We start from the raw sequence: 15,982 nt of genomic DNA, 5'->3' as shown, positions 1-15,982 counted from the left end.
CGGTACAGCGAAGAAGACCGACCCCAAGCTGTGGGGAAAGTCAAGACGCAGTCCAGAAATTCGACAAGGGTGGCAAGCCTGGGCAGTGGTCGGCGCGCAAGGCGCAGATGGCGACCGCCGAATACAAGAAGGAAGGCGGTGGCTATGCCGGCAAGAAGACGGCCGACAACCATCTCCGGCAATGGACCGACGAGGAATGGGGCACGAAATCGGGCGAAGAGAGCGGCAAGACCGGTGAACGATACCTGCCCAAGAAGGCCCGCGAGAGTCTGACGGACAAGGAATATGCCGCCAGCACGGCCAAGAAGCGGGCCGATACCCGCAAGGGCAAGCAGTTCTCGAAGCAGCCGGAGGCCGCCGCCGAAAAGGCCGCCGCAGCGCGCAAGGACGGCAGGAAGGACGGCAGGTCTGCCGGACAGGGCAAGACGTCCGGCAAGGGCTCCAGCCGGTCGGAGCCGACCAAGGCCGAGCTCATGCGCAAGGCCCGCGCTCAGAACGTGCCTGGCCGGTCGCGGATGTCGAAGGCGCAACTGGAACACGCGGTCCACGCCTGAGGCGTGACGCGGAGGGCCATCGCCAGGACGCAAGACGTCCCGGGCAAGACGTCCCGGGCAAGACGTCCCGGGAATGACTCCCGGGACGCTCCTCGGCTCAAGCGGCCAGTTTGATCGGGCTGGGGATGCTCAGGTCGAGAAAGGATACGGCCTGCTCAGAGGGCCTCGCGCTGTCCCGGTGGCCGGGACGCAGCCCCCCGCGGCGCGGGGGGCGCGATCGCGCGAGGATCTCAGTACGAGCCGAACTTGTAGTTCAGGCCGGCGCGGACGACGGCGAACTCGTCATCGCGGCGGCCAATGGTGTTGTACGCCACCGGGAAGTTGTTGGCGGCGTTGATGACGAACGCGCCCTGGTTGCGGGTGTTGCGGTCGAGGTTGACGTACAGGCCTTCGACCTTGAGCGTCACGGCCGACGAGCGGAAGAAGTTCAGGAAGGAGTCGGTGGGGAGCGCGTACTCGATGCCGCCGCCGACGGCGTAGCCGGTGCGGAAGCTGTCATTGCCGGCGAAGCCGCCGAAGGAGCGGTCGGCGCTGCCCGAGCCGTAGGCGAAGCCGCCGGTGCCGTAGAACAGCACGCGATCGAAGGCGTAACCGATGCGGCCGCGGACGGTGCCGAAGAAGTCGAGGCTGGAGAGGCCGCGCGGGTCGGTGACGTAGTAGCCGGGAGCCAGCGGGCCGACGACGAAGGCGTTGTTCCGGTTGCGACCGAAGTCGAGGTACTGGGCGTCCGCCTCGATACCGACGACGATGCCGGAGCCGGGGGTCAGCTGGAAGTTGTAGCCAACCTGGCCACCGCCGGAGAAGCCTTCCTGGCTGCGGTTGCGGAAGGAGGCGACGGTGCCGGGGGCGGCGTAGGGGAACGGCACGGCGAAGGTGTTGCCGGTGTTGCGGTCGCTGGCGTCGAAGGCGTAGCCGGCGTTGATACCGAAGTAGGCGCCGGTCCAGGTGAAGACCGGGACGGGGGTGAAGACCGGCGGCGGGGCGGCGCGGCGCGGCAGGTCGGCAGCCGAGGCGGCAGCGGTCAGGGCGGTGAAGGCAGCCAGCGAGGCCAGGAGCTTGGTCATGAGGTAAGGTCCAAATTTCGATCTGGATGTATGGCTACCGGTTCGTGCCGAAAATAGCTGTAGTTTTATGGGCACACCATTGGGCGACGAGGCGGGGCGGCATAGTAAACTGTCTGTAAAAATGAGTTAGATTTGGGAGATATGCCGCTCGATCCTCATCCGGGCGCCACAACATCTCGCTGGCGCTTTGGTTGCATTCCGCCGGCACGTTGCCGGGCGGCTGTGGCCAAATGGCTACAGGATGGGTGGGCCGGCTCGCCGCAGCTTAGGCCCCGCACCGGATTTTCAGCCCCGCTGTGCCGATCCGGCCTGAGCATCGCTTTTTCAACCCCATCGGCTGGCCCCAGCTCTCGGACGTGAGCCGGTTGGGGCAGGCAGAAGACTGCCGTAAGGGCTGGGGGCGGCCATAAGGGCGGCCATACGGGCAGGAATGGTCTACCCCCTCGGCGATGGTCGCTGGATGGTCGCTGGTGGGACACGGAAGCCGGCCGGTGGCGCGATGGACGGGGGCGCCGCTTCCGGGTCGCAGCAGAAGCCGACATCCTCGACCGCTGGACCCGGACGGTTTTGGCCGTCGCACACCGCGATCACGACACCTCGAACAACGCCGAAGCCAGCCTCGCGGCCTTCTGCCAGCGCGGCCACATGATCCATGCCGAGCCGGAGGATCGGCGGCGGCGCACGCTTTTTGGGCGGAAGGCGCTCGGTGATGTGTTCGGCGGCCCATCTCCGCCGTCGGGATCCACCGGTTGCTATGGCTCTTCTCTCTCCGCAACGCCTCGCAGCGCTTCCAACGCTTGTTGTCGTCCCTCCTCCGTCTCGATCTTGAACCACAGGCGCAGACATTCGTCCGTGCTCGCGGCTTCGCCAGCAGGCGGCTTCTCGGCGAAGAATCGCTCGACAGGGACGCCGAGAGCATCCGCGAGCCGGTGCAGCGTCGCCCAATCGGGCTCGTCAAATTTTCTCATGTCATCAGCAAAACCTTAGATCGAAGATGTATGTTCCGCGATCACAAATTGACTAAAATCAACGAGCTCGGTTGAAAAGTAAAAGTATCGCTCCAGTTGAATTCGGTGGGTCTGGGGATTGGCGCTCGGGCTTCCGCGCCGATGCGAGTCAGAAGCCGAGGAGCGTTCTAGATGATCTTCGTCACGAAGGCGGACGGGGGCGTGAGCTACGTCAGTCCCGAATGGACGGTCTTCACCGGCCAGGCGGCGGCCGAGGCCGTCGAGCATGGCTGGTTCGCTTGTGTGCTTCCCGACGACCATGAGGTTGCGGTCACGTTCCTGCGCGAGGCTCGCGATCAGCAGTGCGAGTACAGCCTGCGCCTACGCTTGCGCCGTGCGGACGGAAGCTACGCCTGGGCGATGATCGGGGCCGTCCCCTCGTTCGGGCCGCCCGGCCGCACCTTCCTCGGCTATCTCGGCTCGGTCACGGAGATCGCCGTGAGCGGTTCGGAACCGTTGGGTGCCTTCGGCACGCTGGCGCGCTTCGTGCCGCCGCCCGTGAGCCCGACGACGCCACCGGGCTCAGCCTTGGAACTCGTGGCCGACCACCTGCTGATAGCCCATGGGCTCATTGAGCAGGATCATGCCAAGGAGATGCTGCCGGTTTTGCGGCAGGCCCTGATGCAGGCCGGTGTACTGCTTGCGCGGAGCATGACCGCGTCCGATCCGAGCGGCCGCTTCCATTAGGGCTCAGCGTTGAACGGGGATCGCACTCGCCTCTTCATAGGCGATGACGGCAGCCGCCGTGATCCGGGGCATCATGCCACCGTGCGGGAAGGTCTATAGCTCCGTGCGGCAGGGGCGACGAGCACTATCTCGACCGAGTCCGGCGCGCGTCCACGGCGCTCGGTCCTGAAGCGTCTCGTCCCGCGCCCCGGCCCTCTCCCGCCCGGGAGAGGAGCCCGTTGCGCAAGTCCGGACCCGCGGCGCCTGGGCCGCGATTCATCGCAACGCGTTCGGAAACGGCGCTCGCGTCCGTCACGCCGCCGCGTCGGAACGGTATCACAGTCGCGGTCGCGACGCGGAAGACCGGCCTGCCGGCAGAGCCGTTCGCCGCGGCGGATCGTCAAAATATTAACCTATATGCATCGCCAGAAATCAATCTTGACACCTGTTTTTCCCGTCTGTACAGATGAATCCTTCGAAATTCCGCTATTAAATACAATTATCCCGACAGAGCTTTCAATATTGTCGCATCTATAAAGAGACATTGTCTATCGATGTTGCTCTTTCCGGCTTCGCGGCGTGAAGATGCATATCGCATGTCGATGTGTCATAAATTGAGCCGTCGATGGAGTTGTTTTACGTATCATATCTTCGCGGTCGGATTTGAATGATTGATTGTGAGCTTGAGAGTGTCGATTTGAAGGACGATGCTGAAAGACGGCGAGTCCGCAAGTCGTGCCGCTCAATAAGAATTTTATACGGCAAAAATTGATCTCGCGTATCGGAGAATAACTGGATCGCAACAGCAGGCGTATAGAGACGCGTTATGGCTTGTTCCCCCGGTCGTCGTATCATAATCGCGGATGATCATCCGGTGGTCCTCGCTGGATTGGCCGCCCTGCTCCGGCAGGTCAACAATCTGGATGTCGTAGCCACCTGCTGCGAGGGCGAAACGGCATTGAAGGTGATCCTCGAACTGCAGCCCGATCTCGCGTGTCTCGATGTGCAGATGCCGAAATTGTCAGGTGTCGAGGTCATTCAGGCTGCGCGGCAGGCCGGTTCAGAGACGCAGTTCATTGTCCTGACCGGCTCAGTCGCTCGTGAAGAGTTTGCCACGGCCTCGGAATGCGGTGCGATCGCGATCTTTCACAAAGACTCCGCCAGCGACGACCTTCTGGATTGGATTGAAGGCGGCCATATCCAACGCCAAGGCCAATCCTATGATCGACACCATGGCGAGGATGGGGACGGTGGCACGCGGAACCTGACGGCGCGCGAACGCGAGATCGCGATGCTCGTTGCAAGAGGTCTGACGAACAAACAGATCGCGCGAGAGGCCAATATCTCGCAGGGTACAGTCAAGATCCATTTGTATAATATATTTCAGAAGTTGTCTCTCTCTAATCGGACCGAGCTGGCAAATTACGCAAATGTCCGTTCGATTGTCGGATTGCAGGAGCAGCGCTTCTGATTCGACCGGTCGCAGGATGCGGTTTTATTATTTACAATATTGACGGCCTGATGATCCGCGATGCGTGTTCAGTGCCCGCGTACCTGGCGGATCGGCGATCGGATCGTCGCGCGACAACCGGATATCATCAGAGCTCTCGTTCACGCCGCGTGCGACCCCGGAGACCTTGCCGGTGCCTTCGGCGCGATGTGCCGCTCTGCAGATGGTTGCGCGGCAGCCGGATGTTGCCCGCCCGAGCCGCACAACGCCGGTCGCCGAAGATGAGCGGCTTCGCGAGCGGGGGGGGCCGCGCAGACCGCGTGCGCGGATTTCCTCCTGCGGGCTTCGGCGATGCGCGCTGCGCCACCCGCAACGGCGCGAGATACTGGCAAGGATCCTGTCCGCGACCGCCGTATCACAATCCTGCTTGCGCGGCGAATTCCGGTTCGGTCAGGAAATTCTTTCGGACGAGAGCTGCCCGGGTCGATGTGATCATCGCGCGCAGATCGGCGTTACTGGTGCCGATGCTTTGATCGCATCCCAGCTCGATCTCCAACCCGAGACAAAGACGCTGCATCCCTGAGAGCCCGAGCATGCCGGCCATGCCTTTGAGCGCATGGACCTCCTTCGCTTTCGCCTTCCCGCTGGCATCGGTGCGGTCGAGATAGGCACAGGTGCCATGGGCATTTCGGAGTGCCTGAAGCAGGAGGGATTCGAGCTCGCTACCCAGTCTCTTTTGCAAGGACTGAAGTTTACGATCGTCGAGCAGATCGGACTGCTGAGGTGGAGGCGTCGGCGAGACCGCGCTGCCGCTCACGAGATTTCGCCTTCTCGCCGTGTAGCGAGCAATGGCTGCATTCAGCGACCCCCAATCGATCGGCTTCGCGATGCAGCTGTTCATTCCGGCTTCCAGGTACCGCCTGCGCTCGCTCTCGTAGACGTTGGCCGTGAGCGCTATGATCGGCAGGCTCCTTTCCGGGCCCTCAAGGCGCCGGATCGCCCGCGTCGCCTCGACACCGTCCATGACCGGCATCTGGACATCCATCAGGATCAGATCGAAGCAACCCTGCTTGGCCAATTCGACAACCTCGGCGCCATCCTGGGCGAAGATCACGGTATGACGATCCGATGCCAGCATTGAGCGGATGATACTGCGGATCAGCGGAATATCCTCGGCCACGAGGATGCGACGCGGCTGCAGATCCGATGGCCTGCATGGGATGGGGGCCACGACGTCAGATCCGTCATGCTCAAGAAGGGGGATCTCAAACCAGAAGCGGCTGCCGGAACCGGGCGAGCTGGTAAAACCGATCGTTCCGCCCATCGCGGTGACGAGACGTCTGGAGATCGCCAGTCCCAAACCGCTCCCTCCATAGCGTCGCGCTGTCGATTTATCTTCCTGTGTGAAGGCCGTAAAAACCTCCGCTTGATTCTCTTCAGCGATGCCGATGCCGCTGTCTTGCACCTCGATCCGGAGCAAGAGCTTGTTTTCATCGATCGAGCGATGGGTTGCGATAATCCTGATCGTTCCATGATGTGTGAATTTTATCGCGTTTCCGACGAAATTCAGCAAGACTTGCCGGATCTTGGTCGGATCACCGATCACGCAAGCTGGGATACGTTCGGAATAGTCTTCCTTGAACACGATATCTTTTGCGTGGCAGAGCGGCTGCGTCGTCGCGCATACTTCATCGAAGAGGGATTTTACCGAGAAGATCGTGGACTCGATTTCGAATTTTCCGGACTCGATCTTTGAGAAATCCAAAATGTTATTGATCACACTCAGAAGATGATGGCCGGATTGCCTGACGAGATCGAGATTTATTTTCTGATTGTCCGTCAGGGATTCCTTCGCGAGCAGGTCCACCAAGCCGAGCACGCCGGTCATGGGTGTTCGAAGCTCGTGGCTCATGGCGGACAGGAAATCGCTCTTCGCCCGGCCCGCGGTCTCGGCCTTGTCACGCGCGGCTTCGGCTTCCTCACGCGCGCGGTCGGCCGCCGCGCCCGCCTCACGCAAGCGGTGCGCCGCGTTTTCAAGTCGGGCGAGAAGCACGCCCAACGGGATGGCCGATAAGAGAGCCGTGAGGACGAACAAAATGTAGATGATCAGCAATTCGGCACTCGCAGCGCCCTTGGCCGCGCTCAGGGCCGCCGGTCCATTGAAGGTGAACAATCGAACGGCGAGCGACACACCGAAGACCGCCGCGCTGCTGCCCAACAATCCGCCGCTGAGCGTTGCCAACAGCAACAGCGGTATCGCGAGAAAAAGAAACGGCGTGTGAGACACCAGCAGAGCGTAACTGGCGGCCGCACTCGCGATCGTCAGAACGGCGATCTGAGATAATTTCCGGGGGTTGAGCCTTTCCAGAAGAGACCGTTCAGTCCAGCTCAGCACCAAAGGCAGCGCTACGAGCAAGTCGAGGGCTTCGGTGAAGGACCGGGTCTGGATGATCGGCCGCTCCGTTGCGGGAACAAGGAGACTGATCCAGGCGAATTCGAACGCCGCGCTCAGCAGGCAGGCGAGCGAGCTGAAGACCGTAAGAAGGAGGATGGTTTTGACTGATAAGTACCAATTTGCTCCGCGGTTTATCTGCCTGAAAAGTGCCGCCGTCGCGCAGATTTCGAACACGTCCGCGATGACGATGCCGGATGTCGCCAGAATCGATTTGCCGATCAACAGGTGAGCGGCGAAATTGGCGGCCGCGGCGGTCGCGATCGCCGGCGGCCATGCTTCCCGGCGCGTACGGAGCAGGATGGCCAGGAAGAGGCTGTTCGCGCACCAGGGTATGATCGCGAAGACGGCGTGATCGTTCACATAAAAGCGGCTTGCTGCGGGGATCAGATAGAGGATCGGAACGGCGCCGAAGGCGGCTGCAAAAATCCAGTTGCCGCCGGCGGGTCGGGTGAGCCCATCGATGATGTGCTTCATCTGACGCATGAGGGCGTGCCTCGTGGATCGGAAGCAGGTTACAGTCTCGGTCGCCGTCTGCGGTTCGCGGCCATGAGAATGGAGCGGCTTCCCGGTGGGTCAACTATTTTCATCGACAGAAGATTGTATTCAAGTCGCGATATGAATCTGTATATCGCGATTGTCTGTAAAATCTGAATTTCCAGTCCTTTGTCCCGAGGTCCTGACGATCGTTTGCGTTTGAGCGCGGACCGAACCGGCCGTCACACGCGGCGCCGATGCCCGTCGTCAGTCGCGCGGAGGGGGACTTCGGCCTTGAGGACTGGACGCTCTGGTCCGTTCCGGGTGGGAGATGCGTCGGCCGGCACGGGGCGGCGCGAGGACCGGTCCGACACTTGAGCCTTGCCCCCTCACGCACGATGGCATCGCCCCGGTCGATATCCGGTGGGCGCGGGGATGCTTGGGCGCCCCTGCCCTCGCACATGACGTTCGAGGCCGCGGCAGGCGTGCGGATCCTACCCGATCGCGGTGCGCACGGCACATTTCACGAGGCTGCCGTGTCGTCCGGATGAGACGCGGGTCCCCTCCCCTGGACGGGAGAGGGGGCACGCCGCGCCCGTCACAGCTTCACCGTTGTGGACCGTGCGCGTTGCAACCGGACACCGCCCGTGCGCCGCAGCGAACGATCAGCCGGATCATCTCCGGCATCGCGGCGCATGAGCGTCCGGGTCATCGCCCTGCCGCCGACGCGCGCGCACGGGATCCGGCTGCTCCGGATCCCGTGAACGGTGCTTCGATCAGGTTCACCGGCCGATGCGTGGCCTGCAAGCCATGGTGCGGCCGTGGGCCGGTCAGTGAGCGGGCGGATTGGCCGTCACGTCACGGATCTCTTCGGGCCCAAGCCCGAGATTGTGAACCGCATCCGGCGAGAGCTCGCCGACCGTCTCGACGCGATCGGCTGGCGGGGCGCCGTCGGCGGCTTTGTTGACGAGGTACAGCGCCCGGCGCGGATCCGCCTCCGCGACCGCGTAAAGCTTCGGCGCAGTGAAATTCCCGGCCTTCGTAATTTTTACGACCCAGCCACTCATCGCTTGTCTCCGCAACATGTCCGCCTCGGCAGGTCGCATCAGGATCGCGCCGAGCAGAACTAAGGAACATGTGAGATACGTGGCCTTATTAGGCCGATAAGGCCGCGATGTCAAAGTATAATTAAGCCGCGAAAAAAGCGGCTCCACTGTCGTCGCGTTTCGGAAAGATGATTTGATCGAGCTGTTCGAGTTCCGCGGCAGCCTCACGGACACCCTGCCCGCGTGCCGCTTCGAACCAGCGCCGTGCCTCGGCCTCGTCCTTCGAGCCCGTGAGCCCGCGGGCCAGGTAGCGACCTGCAGCCAGTTGCGCATCCGCATGTCCTGCCTCCGCCGCTGCTCTGAACAGGCTCAACGCACGGGGGAAGTCCGGTTTCAGACCGTACCCGCCGTCGAGCATGGCGGCCAGAGCATAGATTGCCCCGACATGCCCGCTCTCGGCCGCGCGCTCGAACAGATGGAAGGCCTGGACGCGGTCGACGGGGCCCCCTCGGCCGTTGACCATCATCTCGCCCAGCATCGCCTGCGCCTCCGCGACGCCGCCTTCGGCGGCGCGCGCGATCCAGGCCCGGCCCTCCACGGCATCGCCGACGACCCCTCGGCCCTCGGCGATCATCCGACCGTACCAGAACTGGGCGATCGGCATCTCCTCGGCCGCCTTGCGCAGCCACAGGGCCGCCTGCGCCTCGTCGTATCCACCGCCGATGCCGTGCGACAGACAGATGCCGAAGTTGAAGGCCGCCGCCAGATTGCCCTGCCTGGCGCCGCGCTCAAACCAGTGGCGGGTCCGCACATCGTCGCCGGGCGCGCCCTCACCGGCGAGGATCAGATTTCCGAGATCGACCTGGGAGACTTCACTGCCGAGGTTGGCCGCCTCCCGCAGCCAGTGCGCGGCCCTGTCCGGGTCCTGAGCGCCGCCTAGGCCGACTTGGTAGAGCTGGCTCAGCGTTCGCGCCGCGCCGGCATAGCCGGCCTTTGCCGCGCGCTCGAGCCAGAGCGCCGCTTCGGCGAAATTGGGCGCCAGATCGCCACCTCTGGCGTGCAGGTGCCCGACCAGCGCGGCGGCGTGTGCGTCTCCGGCCAGACCCGCGCGTCTGAGCCACGTCTCCCCCAGGATCGGATTCCGCTCGACGCCGTCGCCATTGAGCAGTGCGAGACCCAAGCTCGTTTGGGCGGCGACGATGCCGCCCTCGGCCGCCCGCGCGTAGAGCTCGACGGCGCGCTCCGCACTTCTCGGCACGCCGATGCCCGCATGCGTGAGCGCACCGAGGAGGAACAACGCATCCCCCAAGCCGGCCGCCGCCGCCTTCTCGATCTCGGCGACCGCCAGCGCAGTGTCCTCGGGCGTCTGCTTCCGCAAACGCAGCAGTCCCAGGCCGAGATGCCCCTGCGGACAGCCGGCCCTGGCCGACGCCATGTACCAGCGTTCCCCCTCGGCTTCGTCGCGCAGGGCGTTCGGGCCCGCCGTCAGAATGTAGCCGAGCAGGGCCTGCCCTTCGCGCGAATCGTTGGCGGAGGCCCGTCGCGCCCAGAGGATGGCGGAGACGGGATCGGATTGCTTTCGCTCGTCTGCGCGGTCGAAGGCCAACTCGTCCGTGAGCGAAGACCTCTGCTCCGCCATCCCGGTATCGCCGCGCATGCACAGCAACGCGAGCTTGAACTGTGCCTCCGCATGCTCGCCTTCTGCCGCGGCGGTCATCCAGCGGACGGCTTCGGTGATGCTCTCGGGGACGCCCGTCCCGTCCAGGTAGCATTGCCCGAGGTGGAACTGCGCGTCCGGCAAGCCGCCCTGGGCCGCCCGGCTGATCTGAGCGACGCCGTCCTTGAACCGGCCGCTCTCCAGCAGGCTGAGGCCGAGCCTGAGCCGCGCGGTCGGAGAAGCCGGAGCCAGGAACCTGTCGACGATCTTCATCCGCCGCACGCCTCCGAAGAGTGGCGATTATTCACGGCTCCCGCATCCCTTCAAGTCCGACGGGCAGCAGGCGGGCGAACAGATACTTGAGCATCGTTCGATCCCCGACCATCACATCGGTCGTCACGGGCATACCGGCGGTCATGTGGAAGTTATCGGGCAGTCCGTGAAGCTTGATCGCGGTCAGTTCCACGCGCGCGCGGAACCAGACGCCGTTGGCCGCCTGCCCGCCGACACTGCTTCGCTGCGTCTCCTGCTGCCCGGTGAAGCTGTCGGCGCTCACGCTCTTCACGACGCCGTCCGCCATGCCGTACTGCACGAAGGGGAACGTATCGAACTTCACGCTGACTTTCTGTCCGGGATGGACGTAACCCGCCTCGTCGGCCGCGATGCGCGTCTCGACTTCCAGGGGCGTGTCCCGCGGCACCAGGGTGATGAGCTGCTCGCCGGATTGCAGGATCGAACCGACCGACACCTTGGCGACATTCAGGACGATCGCGTCCTGTTCGGCCACCAGATTGACCAGCTGTCGACGGAGGGTCGCCTTCCGCAGGCCTTCCTGGGCTTCGTTGAGGCTGCGGCGCCGCAGGGTGATCTCCTGGCTGATCTGCGATTTCCAGTGCTGCGAGAAGGCATCCCGCTCGGCGATCATCTGATTGAGGTCGTTCCGGGCCCGGCCCGCGGACGCGGTCGCATCCTTCAGGTTCCTCTGCATCTCGATGCGCTGGTCCTGAGCGACCAGGCGATTCATCTGGCTGCCGACTTGGAGGCGCTCCAGCTGCAGGCGTTTCGATTCGAGGATCCCGGCGATCTCCGCGCGCTCGCCGAACGCCTTGGCATCGAGGTCCGCGCGCGCGAGCTGCGTCTCCAAACCTCTGATCTTCTGATCGTAGCTCTCGATCTGGTGCCGGTACTGGGCTTGTCGCTGCCCGTAGAGAGCGACTTGAATCACGGTCGCGGCGTCGGCCGAGGACGGATGGAACGGCGATCCCGTGCTCTCCGCCGTCAGCCGATCCACCTCCGCCTGAAGGCTGAGAACTTGGTTCTCCAGGGCCCGTGCGTCGGCGCCGGTGAAGGTCGGATCGAGTTCGGCAAGGAGTTCGCCGGCGCGGACGACTTGGCCTTCGCGAACCTTGATCGACCGCACGATCGACGTTTCCAAGGGCTGAAGGACGATCGTCGGGCTCGTCGACACCATCCGCCCCCCGCCCGTGACCACGACGTCGACGGGACACGTGGCCAGGATGAGGCCCGAGGCGATCACGAGCGTGAGGACTACGCCGAGCATGCTGCGCGCCGCAGGTTGAACCGGCATCGCGAGGAGCGCCGCCGTCGGAGACTGGAACTCCAGGAGGACCGGACCGACATCCGCCTCCGCGGGCGAGAGGCGCCTGATCCGGAAATTGAACCAGCTTGCGAGAGAGTTACTCATCGGCGAGCCTTTGTTTCCGTATGGCCGTGGCTCAGAACAACCTGAGGGCTTGCTCCACCCGGCGCCGCGTTCGTCCGAAGCGAACGGCGCAGCCTGCGGTCTCCGCTCACGTGGCGCTCAGGTAGATGGGGGACGGACGCGCCTCCTCCAGATGCCGATTCTGCTGTTGCCACAACTGCTTGTAGATCGTGCAATGCTCGACCAGATGGTCATGGGGACCGATGGCGATCGCACTGCCCTTGTCGAGCACCAGGATCTGGTCGCAACGGATCAGGGACGAGAGCCGGTGGGACACGATGATCATGGTCCGGCCGCTCGCGATCCGCTGGAGGTTCGCGTTCACCAGGGCCTCGCTTTCGGGATCCAGCGCGCTGGTCGCCTCGTCCAGGATGAGCAATCTCGGATCCGTGATCAGGGCGCGGGCGATCGCGAGCCGCTGCCTCTGGCCGCCCGACAGGTTCGCGGAGCCCTCTTCGATCCAGGTCTCGTAGCCGCGGGGCAGCCGTTCGACGAACTCTTCCGCGCCAGCAAGCCGCGCGGCGCGGATCACGTCCTCGAAGGTCAAGCCCGGCCGGCCGGCGATGATGTTCTCGCGCACCGTCCCCCGGAACAGGAAGTTGTCCTGCATGACCACGCCGAAGCTCCGACGCAGGTGCGTGAGGTTGATCTCGCGCAGGTCCGAGCCGTCGATCTTCAACCGGCCCGTGTAGTCGCGATTGATCCCCTGCAGCAGGCGCGCGATGGTCGACTTGCCGGACCCGCTGCGGCCGACCAGCCCCAGCATCGTTCCCGCGGGGATGCTGAAGGAAACCTCGCGCAAGGCCGCCGACTGCGCGCCCGGGTACCGGAAGCCGACCTCCTCGAAGCTTATCTGTCCCGCGAATTGGGGGCGCAGGCCGCTCCGTGCCGCCTCGGTCTCGGTCGGATGGTTGAGCACCTCCGCGACCTGGCTGATCGACATGCGGATCTCTTCGATGTCCTGAAGCAGCTTGGCGAAGCTGATCAGCGGGCTCGCGACGCGGCCGCCGAGCATCATGAAGGCGATCAGGCTGCCCGCGGTGATGCCGGTCGTTCCCGCCGGGGCCAGGACCACGATGTACGCGCCGCAGAGGAGGATGCCCCGGTCGATGAAGCGCTCGAGCGGCAGCGAGAGCGTCTGCGCCCAGTTGACGATACGGCCGGCCGCCAGCCGCGCCTTGCCCGATTCGGCGACGCGTTCGTCCCATTCGCGCTTCCGCACGTCCTCGATCGCCAGCGACTTGACCGTCCGCATCCCGTGCACGGTCTCGACCAGGGTCCCGCCCTTCTGGATCTCGGCCGCGATCAGCCGCGCATAGACGGTCCGGATCGCCGGCAGGAAGGCCAGCACGAGCCCCCCGACACAGGCGGACGCGACCAGCACCATCCACGCCAAGGTCACGCTCATGTAGAACAGGAACGGCAGCAGGACGACGAGCGTGAGCAGGTCCAGAACGGTCGAGACCAGCTTCCCTGTCAGGAAGTCGCGGATCTTGAAGACCTGCGAGATTTTATGGGTCGTCTCGCCGGTCGGGGATCGCTCGAAGAACTCGATCGGCAAGGCCAGCAGGCGCCGGAACACGTGAACGTTCAGACGGGCATCGATCCGGGTCGACATCACCTCGACGATCTCGCGCCGCGCGTAGCTGATCAGCGCTTCGTAGACCGTCACGAGGACCAGCATGAGCGTGATCAGCGTGAGCGTCGACACCGTGTTGTGGGTGAGAACCCGGTCGAGTGCCGCCATGACCAGGAATGGCGGCAGGATCTGCAGAACGCTGACCGCCAGGGAGGCGGTCAGGATCTCGCGGAGATTGCGCTTCTCCGTGAGGACGAGCCTGGCGAGCCAACCGAGCGAGAAGGCGGCCTCGTCGTCCGTCGTCGCGCGCGAGCGGCGGACGAGAAGGGCTTCGCCGTTCCAGACCCGCTCAAGGCGCAGCTCGTCGATCTCGATGCCGGTGCCGCTGGGGCCCGTCGGTCCCTCGATGAAGCAGACGCCTCGCTCACGATCGCGGCGCGTGATGAGGGCGGCATGCCCGTCGGCAAGAAACACAACGATGGGGCCGACGTGTTCCAGCCGCATGAGCTGGGACCGGCGCATGCGCACCGCCCTGGCCCAGAGGCCGGACGCCGTTGCCCATGCCGCGAGCGAGGCCGGCGCCGGTACCGGACCTTCGGACTCGCGCGGGTAGTCGGCGGGATCGAGGTCAGCGCCATGGTGGTGTGCGACCCGCACGACCGCCATGATACGCGCCTGCGCCTCGCGCGACATCGCACGGTCTGAGACGCTCACCTCTCGAACTCCGAACGCGGCCCCGCGGGTGTCGGGCGCTGGTGCATGGCGACTCCACGTCGTCTGATCGGGTCATGCGAAGCTCGGGCAGGCACCCTGAGGGGGCGCCCGCTCGGTGCGTCTCATGCGGGCGCGCCCGCCGCTCACGATCATGCCGGCCCGCGGTTCGGGCTGGAATAGGCCACAGGTTATAGACTTCTTAACCTTTTCGACTTCGGCGCCTCCCGGGTCCGCAGATCGTCTCGTGAAATCTGCTTTCGCATCCGCCTGACCGTGATTCGGTTTTGGGTCCGGCGTGTTTAGTTAACGAATTATAACCTCTGGCATATGGCTCGGCCAATTTGTCTCGCGATAGGAGGATCCCCTGTGCTGGCATGTTGCCTGGTATGCGCTGCCTTGTGCGAAAACAGATCTGATTTCCGTTGTTCGAGAGGCCGGCGCCACCAAGACTGAAGGTGGGCAAGAGCCATAGCGAGGGAGATTGCAATGGCCAACGAAAACTTGTCCGGAACCTCAAGCGACGGCCTCGTTGCATTCTCCGGAACAGCGGATGCCGGAGATCAGCTGTTTTTCTACGCCAGGCAGAATGGGAACTGGATCCTGCTCGGATCTACGGTGGCCGATACGCCGAATCCCTTCTCGACGGGCGGTAGCTTTTCCTTCTCCGCGGCGCTCGGCCAGGGGATTTATGAGCAATTCGCGATCTACGATGCGACGGGAACGGGCATCAATATCACCACCGCGCAGGTCGCATTCAGCGGTGGCACGCAGAGCGCCACCAATGGTGCCGGAAGCACGAGCGTAACGTTCACCAACGATGGCGGGTACCCGATCACCGGCGTGGTCGGCGTCACCGGCGCGACCGGCAGCACGGGGGCGACCGGTGCCACGGGAGCCACCGGCAGCACGGGAGCCACGGGTTCGACCGGCGCCACGGGTTCGACCGGCGCCACGGGCTCGACGGGCGCCACGGGTTCGACGGGCGCCACGGGCTCGACGGGCGCCACGGGTTCGACGGGCGCCACCGGTTCGACGGGCGCCACGGGTTCGACGGGCGCCACCGGTTCGACGGGCGCCACGGGCTCGACGGGCGCCACCGGTTCGACCGGCGCCACGGGCTCGACGGGCGCCACGGGCTCGACGGGCGCCACCGGTTCGACGGGCGCCACCGGTTCGACGGGCGCCACGGGCTCGACGGGCGCCACCGGTTCGACCGGCGCCACGGGCTCGACGGGCGCCACGGGCTCGACGGGCGCCACGGGTTCGACGGGCGCCACGGGTTCGACGGGCGCCACGGGTTCGACGGGCGCCACCGGTTCGACCGGCGCCACGGGTTCGACGGGAGCTACAGGTTCGACCGGAGCCACCGGTTCGACCGGCGCCACGGGTTCGACGGGAGCCACCGGTTCGACTGGCGCCACGGGTTCGACGGGTGCCACCGGCTCGACCGGCGCCACGGGTTCGACGGGCGCCACCGGTTCGACCGGTGCTACGGGTTCGACGGGAGCCACCGGTTCGACCGGTGCTACGGGTTCGACGGGAGCCACAGGTTCGACCGGTGCTACGGGTTCGACGGGAGCCACGGGTTCGACC

General features: G+C 64.7%; 10 protein-coding genes and 1 pseudogene. 4 read left to right on the top strand and 7 right to left on the bottom strand.

The window, feature by feature from the left end:
* Window positions 1-554 (top strand): annotated as a pseudogene (locus I53_RS21025) (hypothetical protein); the annotation flags it as partial.
* Window positions 555-784: 230 nt separating this feature from the next.
* Here I53_RS21025 and I53_RS21020 read toward each other — a convergent pair.
* Window positions 785-1,618 carry a porin family protein gene (locus I53_RS21020; protein ID WP_043354304.1) on the bottom strand — a complete coding sequence of 278 codons (834 nt, stop codon included), beginning with the start codon at window positions 1,616-1,618 and terminating at the stop codon, window positions 785-787.
* 749 nt (window positions 1,619-2,367) lie between these two features.
* On the opposite strand from I53_RS21020, the gene I53_RS34170 reads away from it, so the two are divergent.
* From I53_RS34170 to I53_RS21010, 3 genes are all read left to right on the top strand, one after another.
* Window positions 2,368-2,661, top strand: coding sequence for a hypothetical protein (locus tag I53_RS34170; RefSeq protein WP_158498442.1), 294 nt, complete (start codon window positions 2,368-2,370; stop codon window positions 2,659-2,661).
* Between the two features lie 96 nt (window positions 2,662-2,757).
* Window positions 2,758-3,312 carry a PAS domain-containing protein gene (locus I53_RS21015; RefSeq protein WP_043354302.1) on the top strand — a complete coding sequence of 185 codons (555 nt, stop codon included), beginning with the start codon at window positions 2,758-2,760 and terminating at the stop codon, window positions 3,310-3,312.
* 805 nt (window positions 3,313-4,117) lie between these two features.
* Entirely contained in the window at window positions 4,118-4,762 is a 645-nt protein-coding gene (locus tag I53_RS21010; protein WP_083936118.1) for a response regulator transcription factor, read from the top strand.
* A gap of 394 nt (window positions 4,763-5,156) precedes the next feature.
* Here the strand turns inward: I53_RS21010 and I53_RS30560 are convergent, their stop codons facing one another.
* The 6 genes from I53_RS30560 to I53_RS36220 all read right to left on the bottom strand — a co-directional run bounded on the left by I53_RS30560 (window position 5,157) and on the right by I53_RS36220 (window position 15,936).
* Complete coding sequence (locus I53_RS30560; protein WP_051044932.1) at window positions 5,157-7,679, bottom strand: ATP-binding protein; 2,523 nt, start codon at window positions 7,677-7,679, stop codon at window positions 5,157-5,159.
* 821 nt (window positions 7,680-8,500) lie between these two features.
* Window positions 8,501-8,737, bottom strand: coding sequence for a hypothetical protein (locus I53_RS21000; protein ID WP_043354299.1), 237 nt, complete (start codon window positions 8,735-8,737; stop codon window positions 8,501-8,503).
* A 121-nt stretch (window positions 8,738-8,858) separates the two neighbouring features.
* On the bottom strand, window positions 8,859-10,646 hold the full coding sequence (locus I53_RS20995; protein ID WP_051044931.1) for an SEL1-like repeat protein: 1,788 nt from the start codon (window positions 10,644-10,646) through the stop codon (window positions 8,859-8,861).
* 31 nt (window positions 10,647-10,677) lie between these two features.
* The gene (locus I53_RS20990) at window positions 10,678-12,078 is read right to left on the bottom strand and encodes an HlyD family type I secretion periplasmic adaptor subunit (RefSeq protein ID WP_043354297.1); all 1,401 of its coding nucleotides are present in this window, start codon (window positions 12,076-12,078) and stop codon (window positions 10,678-10,680) included.
* Window positions 12,079-12,184: 106 nt separating this feature from the next.
* The gene (locus I53_RS20985) at window positions 12,185-14,389 is read right to left on the bottom strand and encodes a peptidase domain-containing ABC transporter (protein ID WP_085987691.1); all 2,205 of its coding nucleotides are present in this window, start codon (window positions 14,387-14,389) and stop codon (window positions 12,185-12,187) included.
* Between the two features lie 704 nt (window positions 14,390-15,093).
* Window positions 15,094-15,936 carry a DUF4573 domain-containing protein gene (locus I53_RS36220; protein WP_374701354.1) on the bottom strand — a complete coding sequence of 281 codons (843 nt, stop codon included), beginning with the start codon at window positions 15,934-15,936 and terminating at the stop codon, window positions 15,094-15,096.
* Window positions 15,937-15,982 lie beyond the last annotated feature (46 nt).

It is taken from the genome of Methylobacterium sp. B1 (genome assembly GCF_000333255.1).
GTDB lineage: Bacteria > Pseudomonadota > Alphaproteobacteria > Rhizobiales > Beijerinckiaceae > Methylobacterium > Methylobacterium fujisawaense.
The sequence above is the reverse complement of the archived record's forward strand: the minus strand, read 5'-3'. Positions and strand labels throughout refer to the sequence as shown.

What these genes read in the sequence shown, in the direction of transcription:
- I53_RS21020 (WP_043354304.1), bottom strand. Translation starts at nt 1,618, where the DNA reads ATGACCAAGCTCCTGGCCTCGCTGGCTGCCTTCACCGCCCTGACCGCT.
- I53_RS21015 (WP_043354302.1), top strand. Translation starts at nt 2,758, where the DNA reads ATGATCTTCGTCACGAAGGCGGACGGGGGCGTGAGCTACGTCAGTCCC.
- I53_RS21010 (WP_083936118.1), top strand. Translation starts at nt 4,118, where the DNA reads ATGGCTTGTTCCCCCGGTCGTCGTATCATAATCGCGGATGATCATCCG.
- I53_RS30560 (WP_051044932.1), bottom strand. Translation starts at nt 7,679, where the DNA reads ATGCGTCAGATGAAGCACATCATCGATGGGCTCACCCGACCCGCCGGC.
- I53_RS21000 (WP_043354299.1), bottom strand. Translation starts at nt 8,737, where the DNA reads ATGAGTGGCTGGGTCGTAAAAATTACGAAGGCCGGGAATTTCACTGCG.
- I53_RS20995 (WP_051044931.1), bottom strand. Translation starts at nt 10,646, where the DNA reads ATGAAGATCGTCGACAGGTTCCTGGCTCCGGCTTCTCCGACCGCGCGG.
- I53_RS20990 (WP_043354297.1), bottom strand. Translation starts at nt 12,078, where the DNA reads ATGAGTAACTCTCTCGCAAGCTGGTTCAATTTCCGGATCAGGCGCCTC.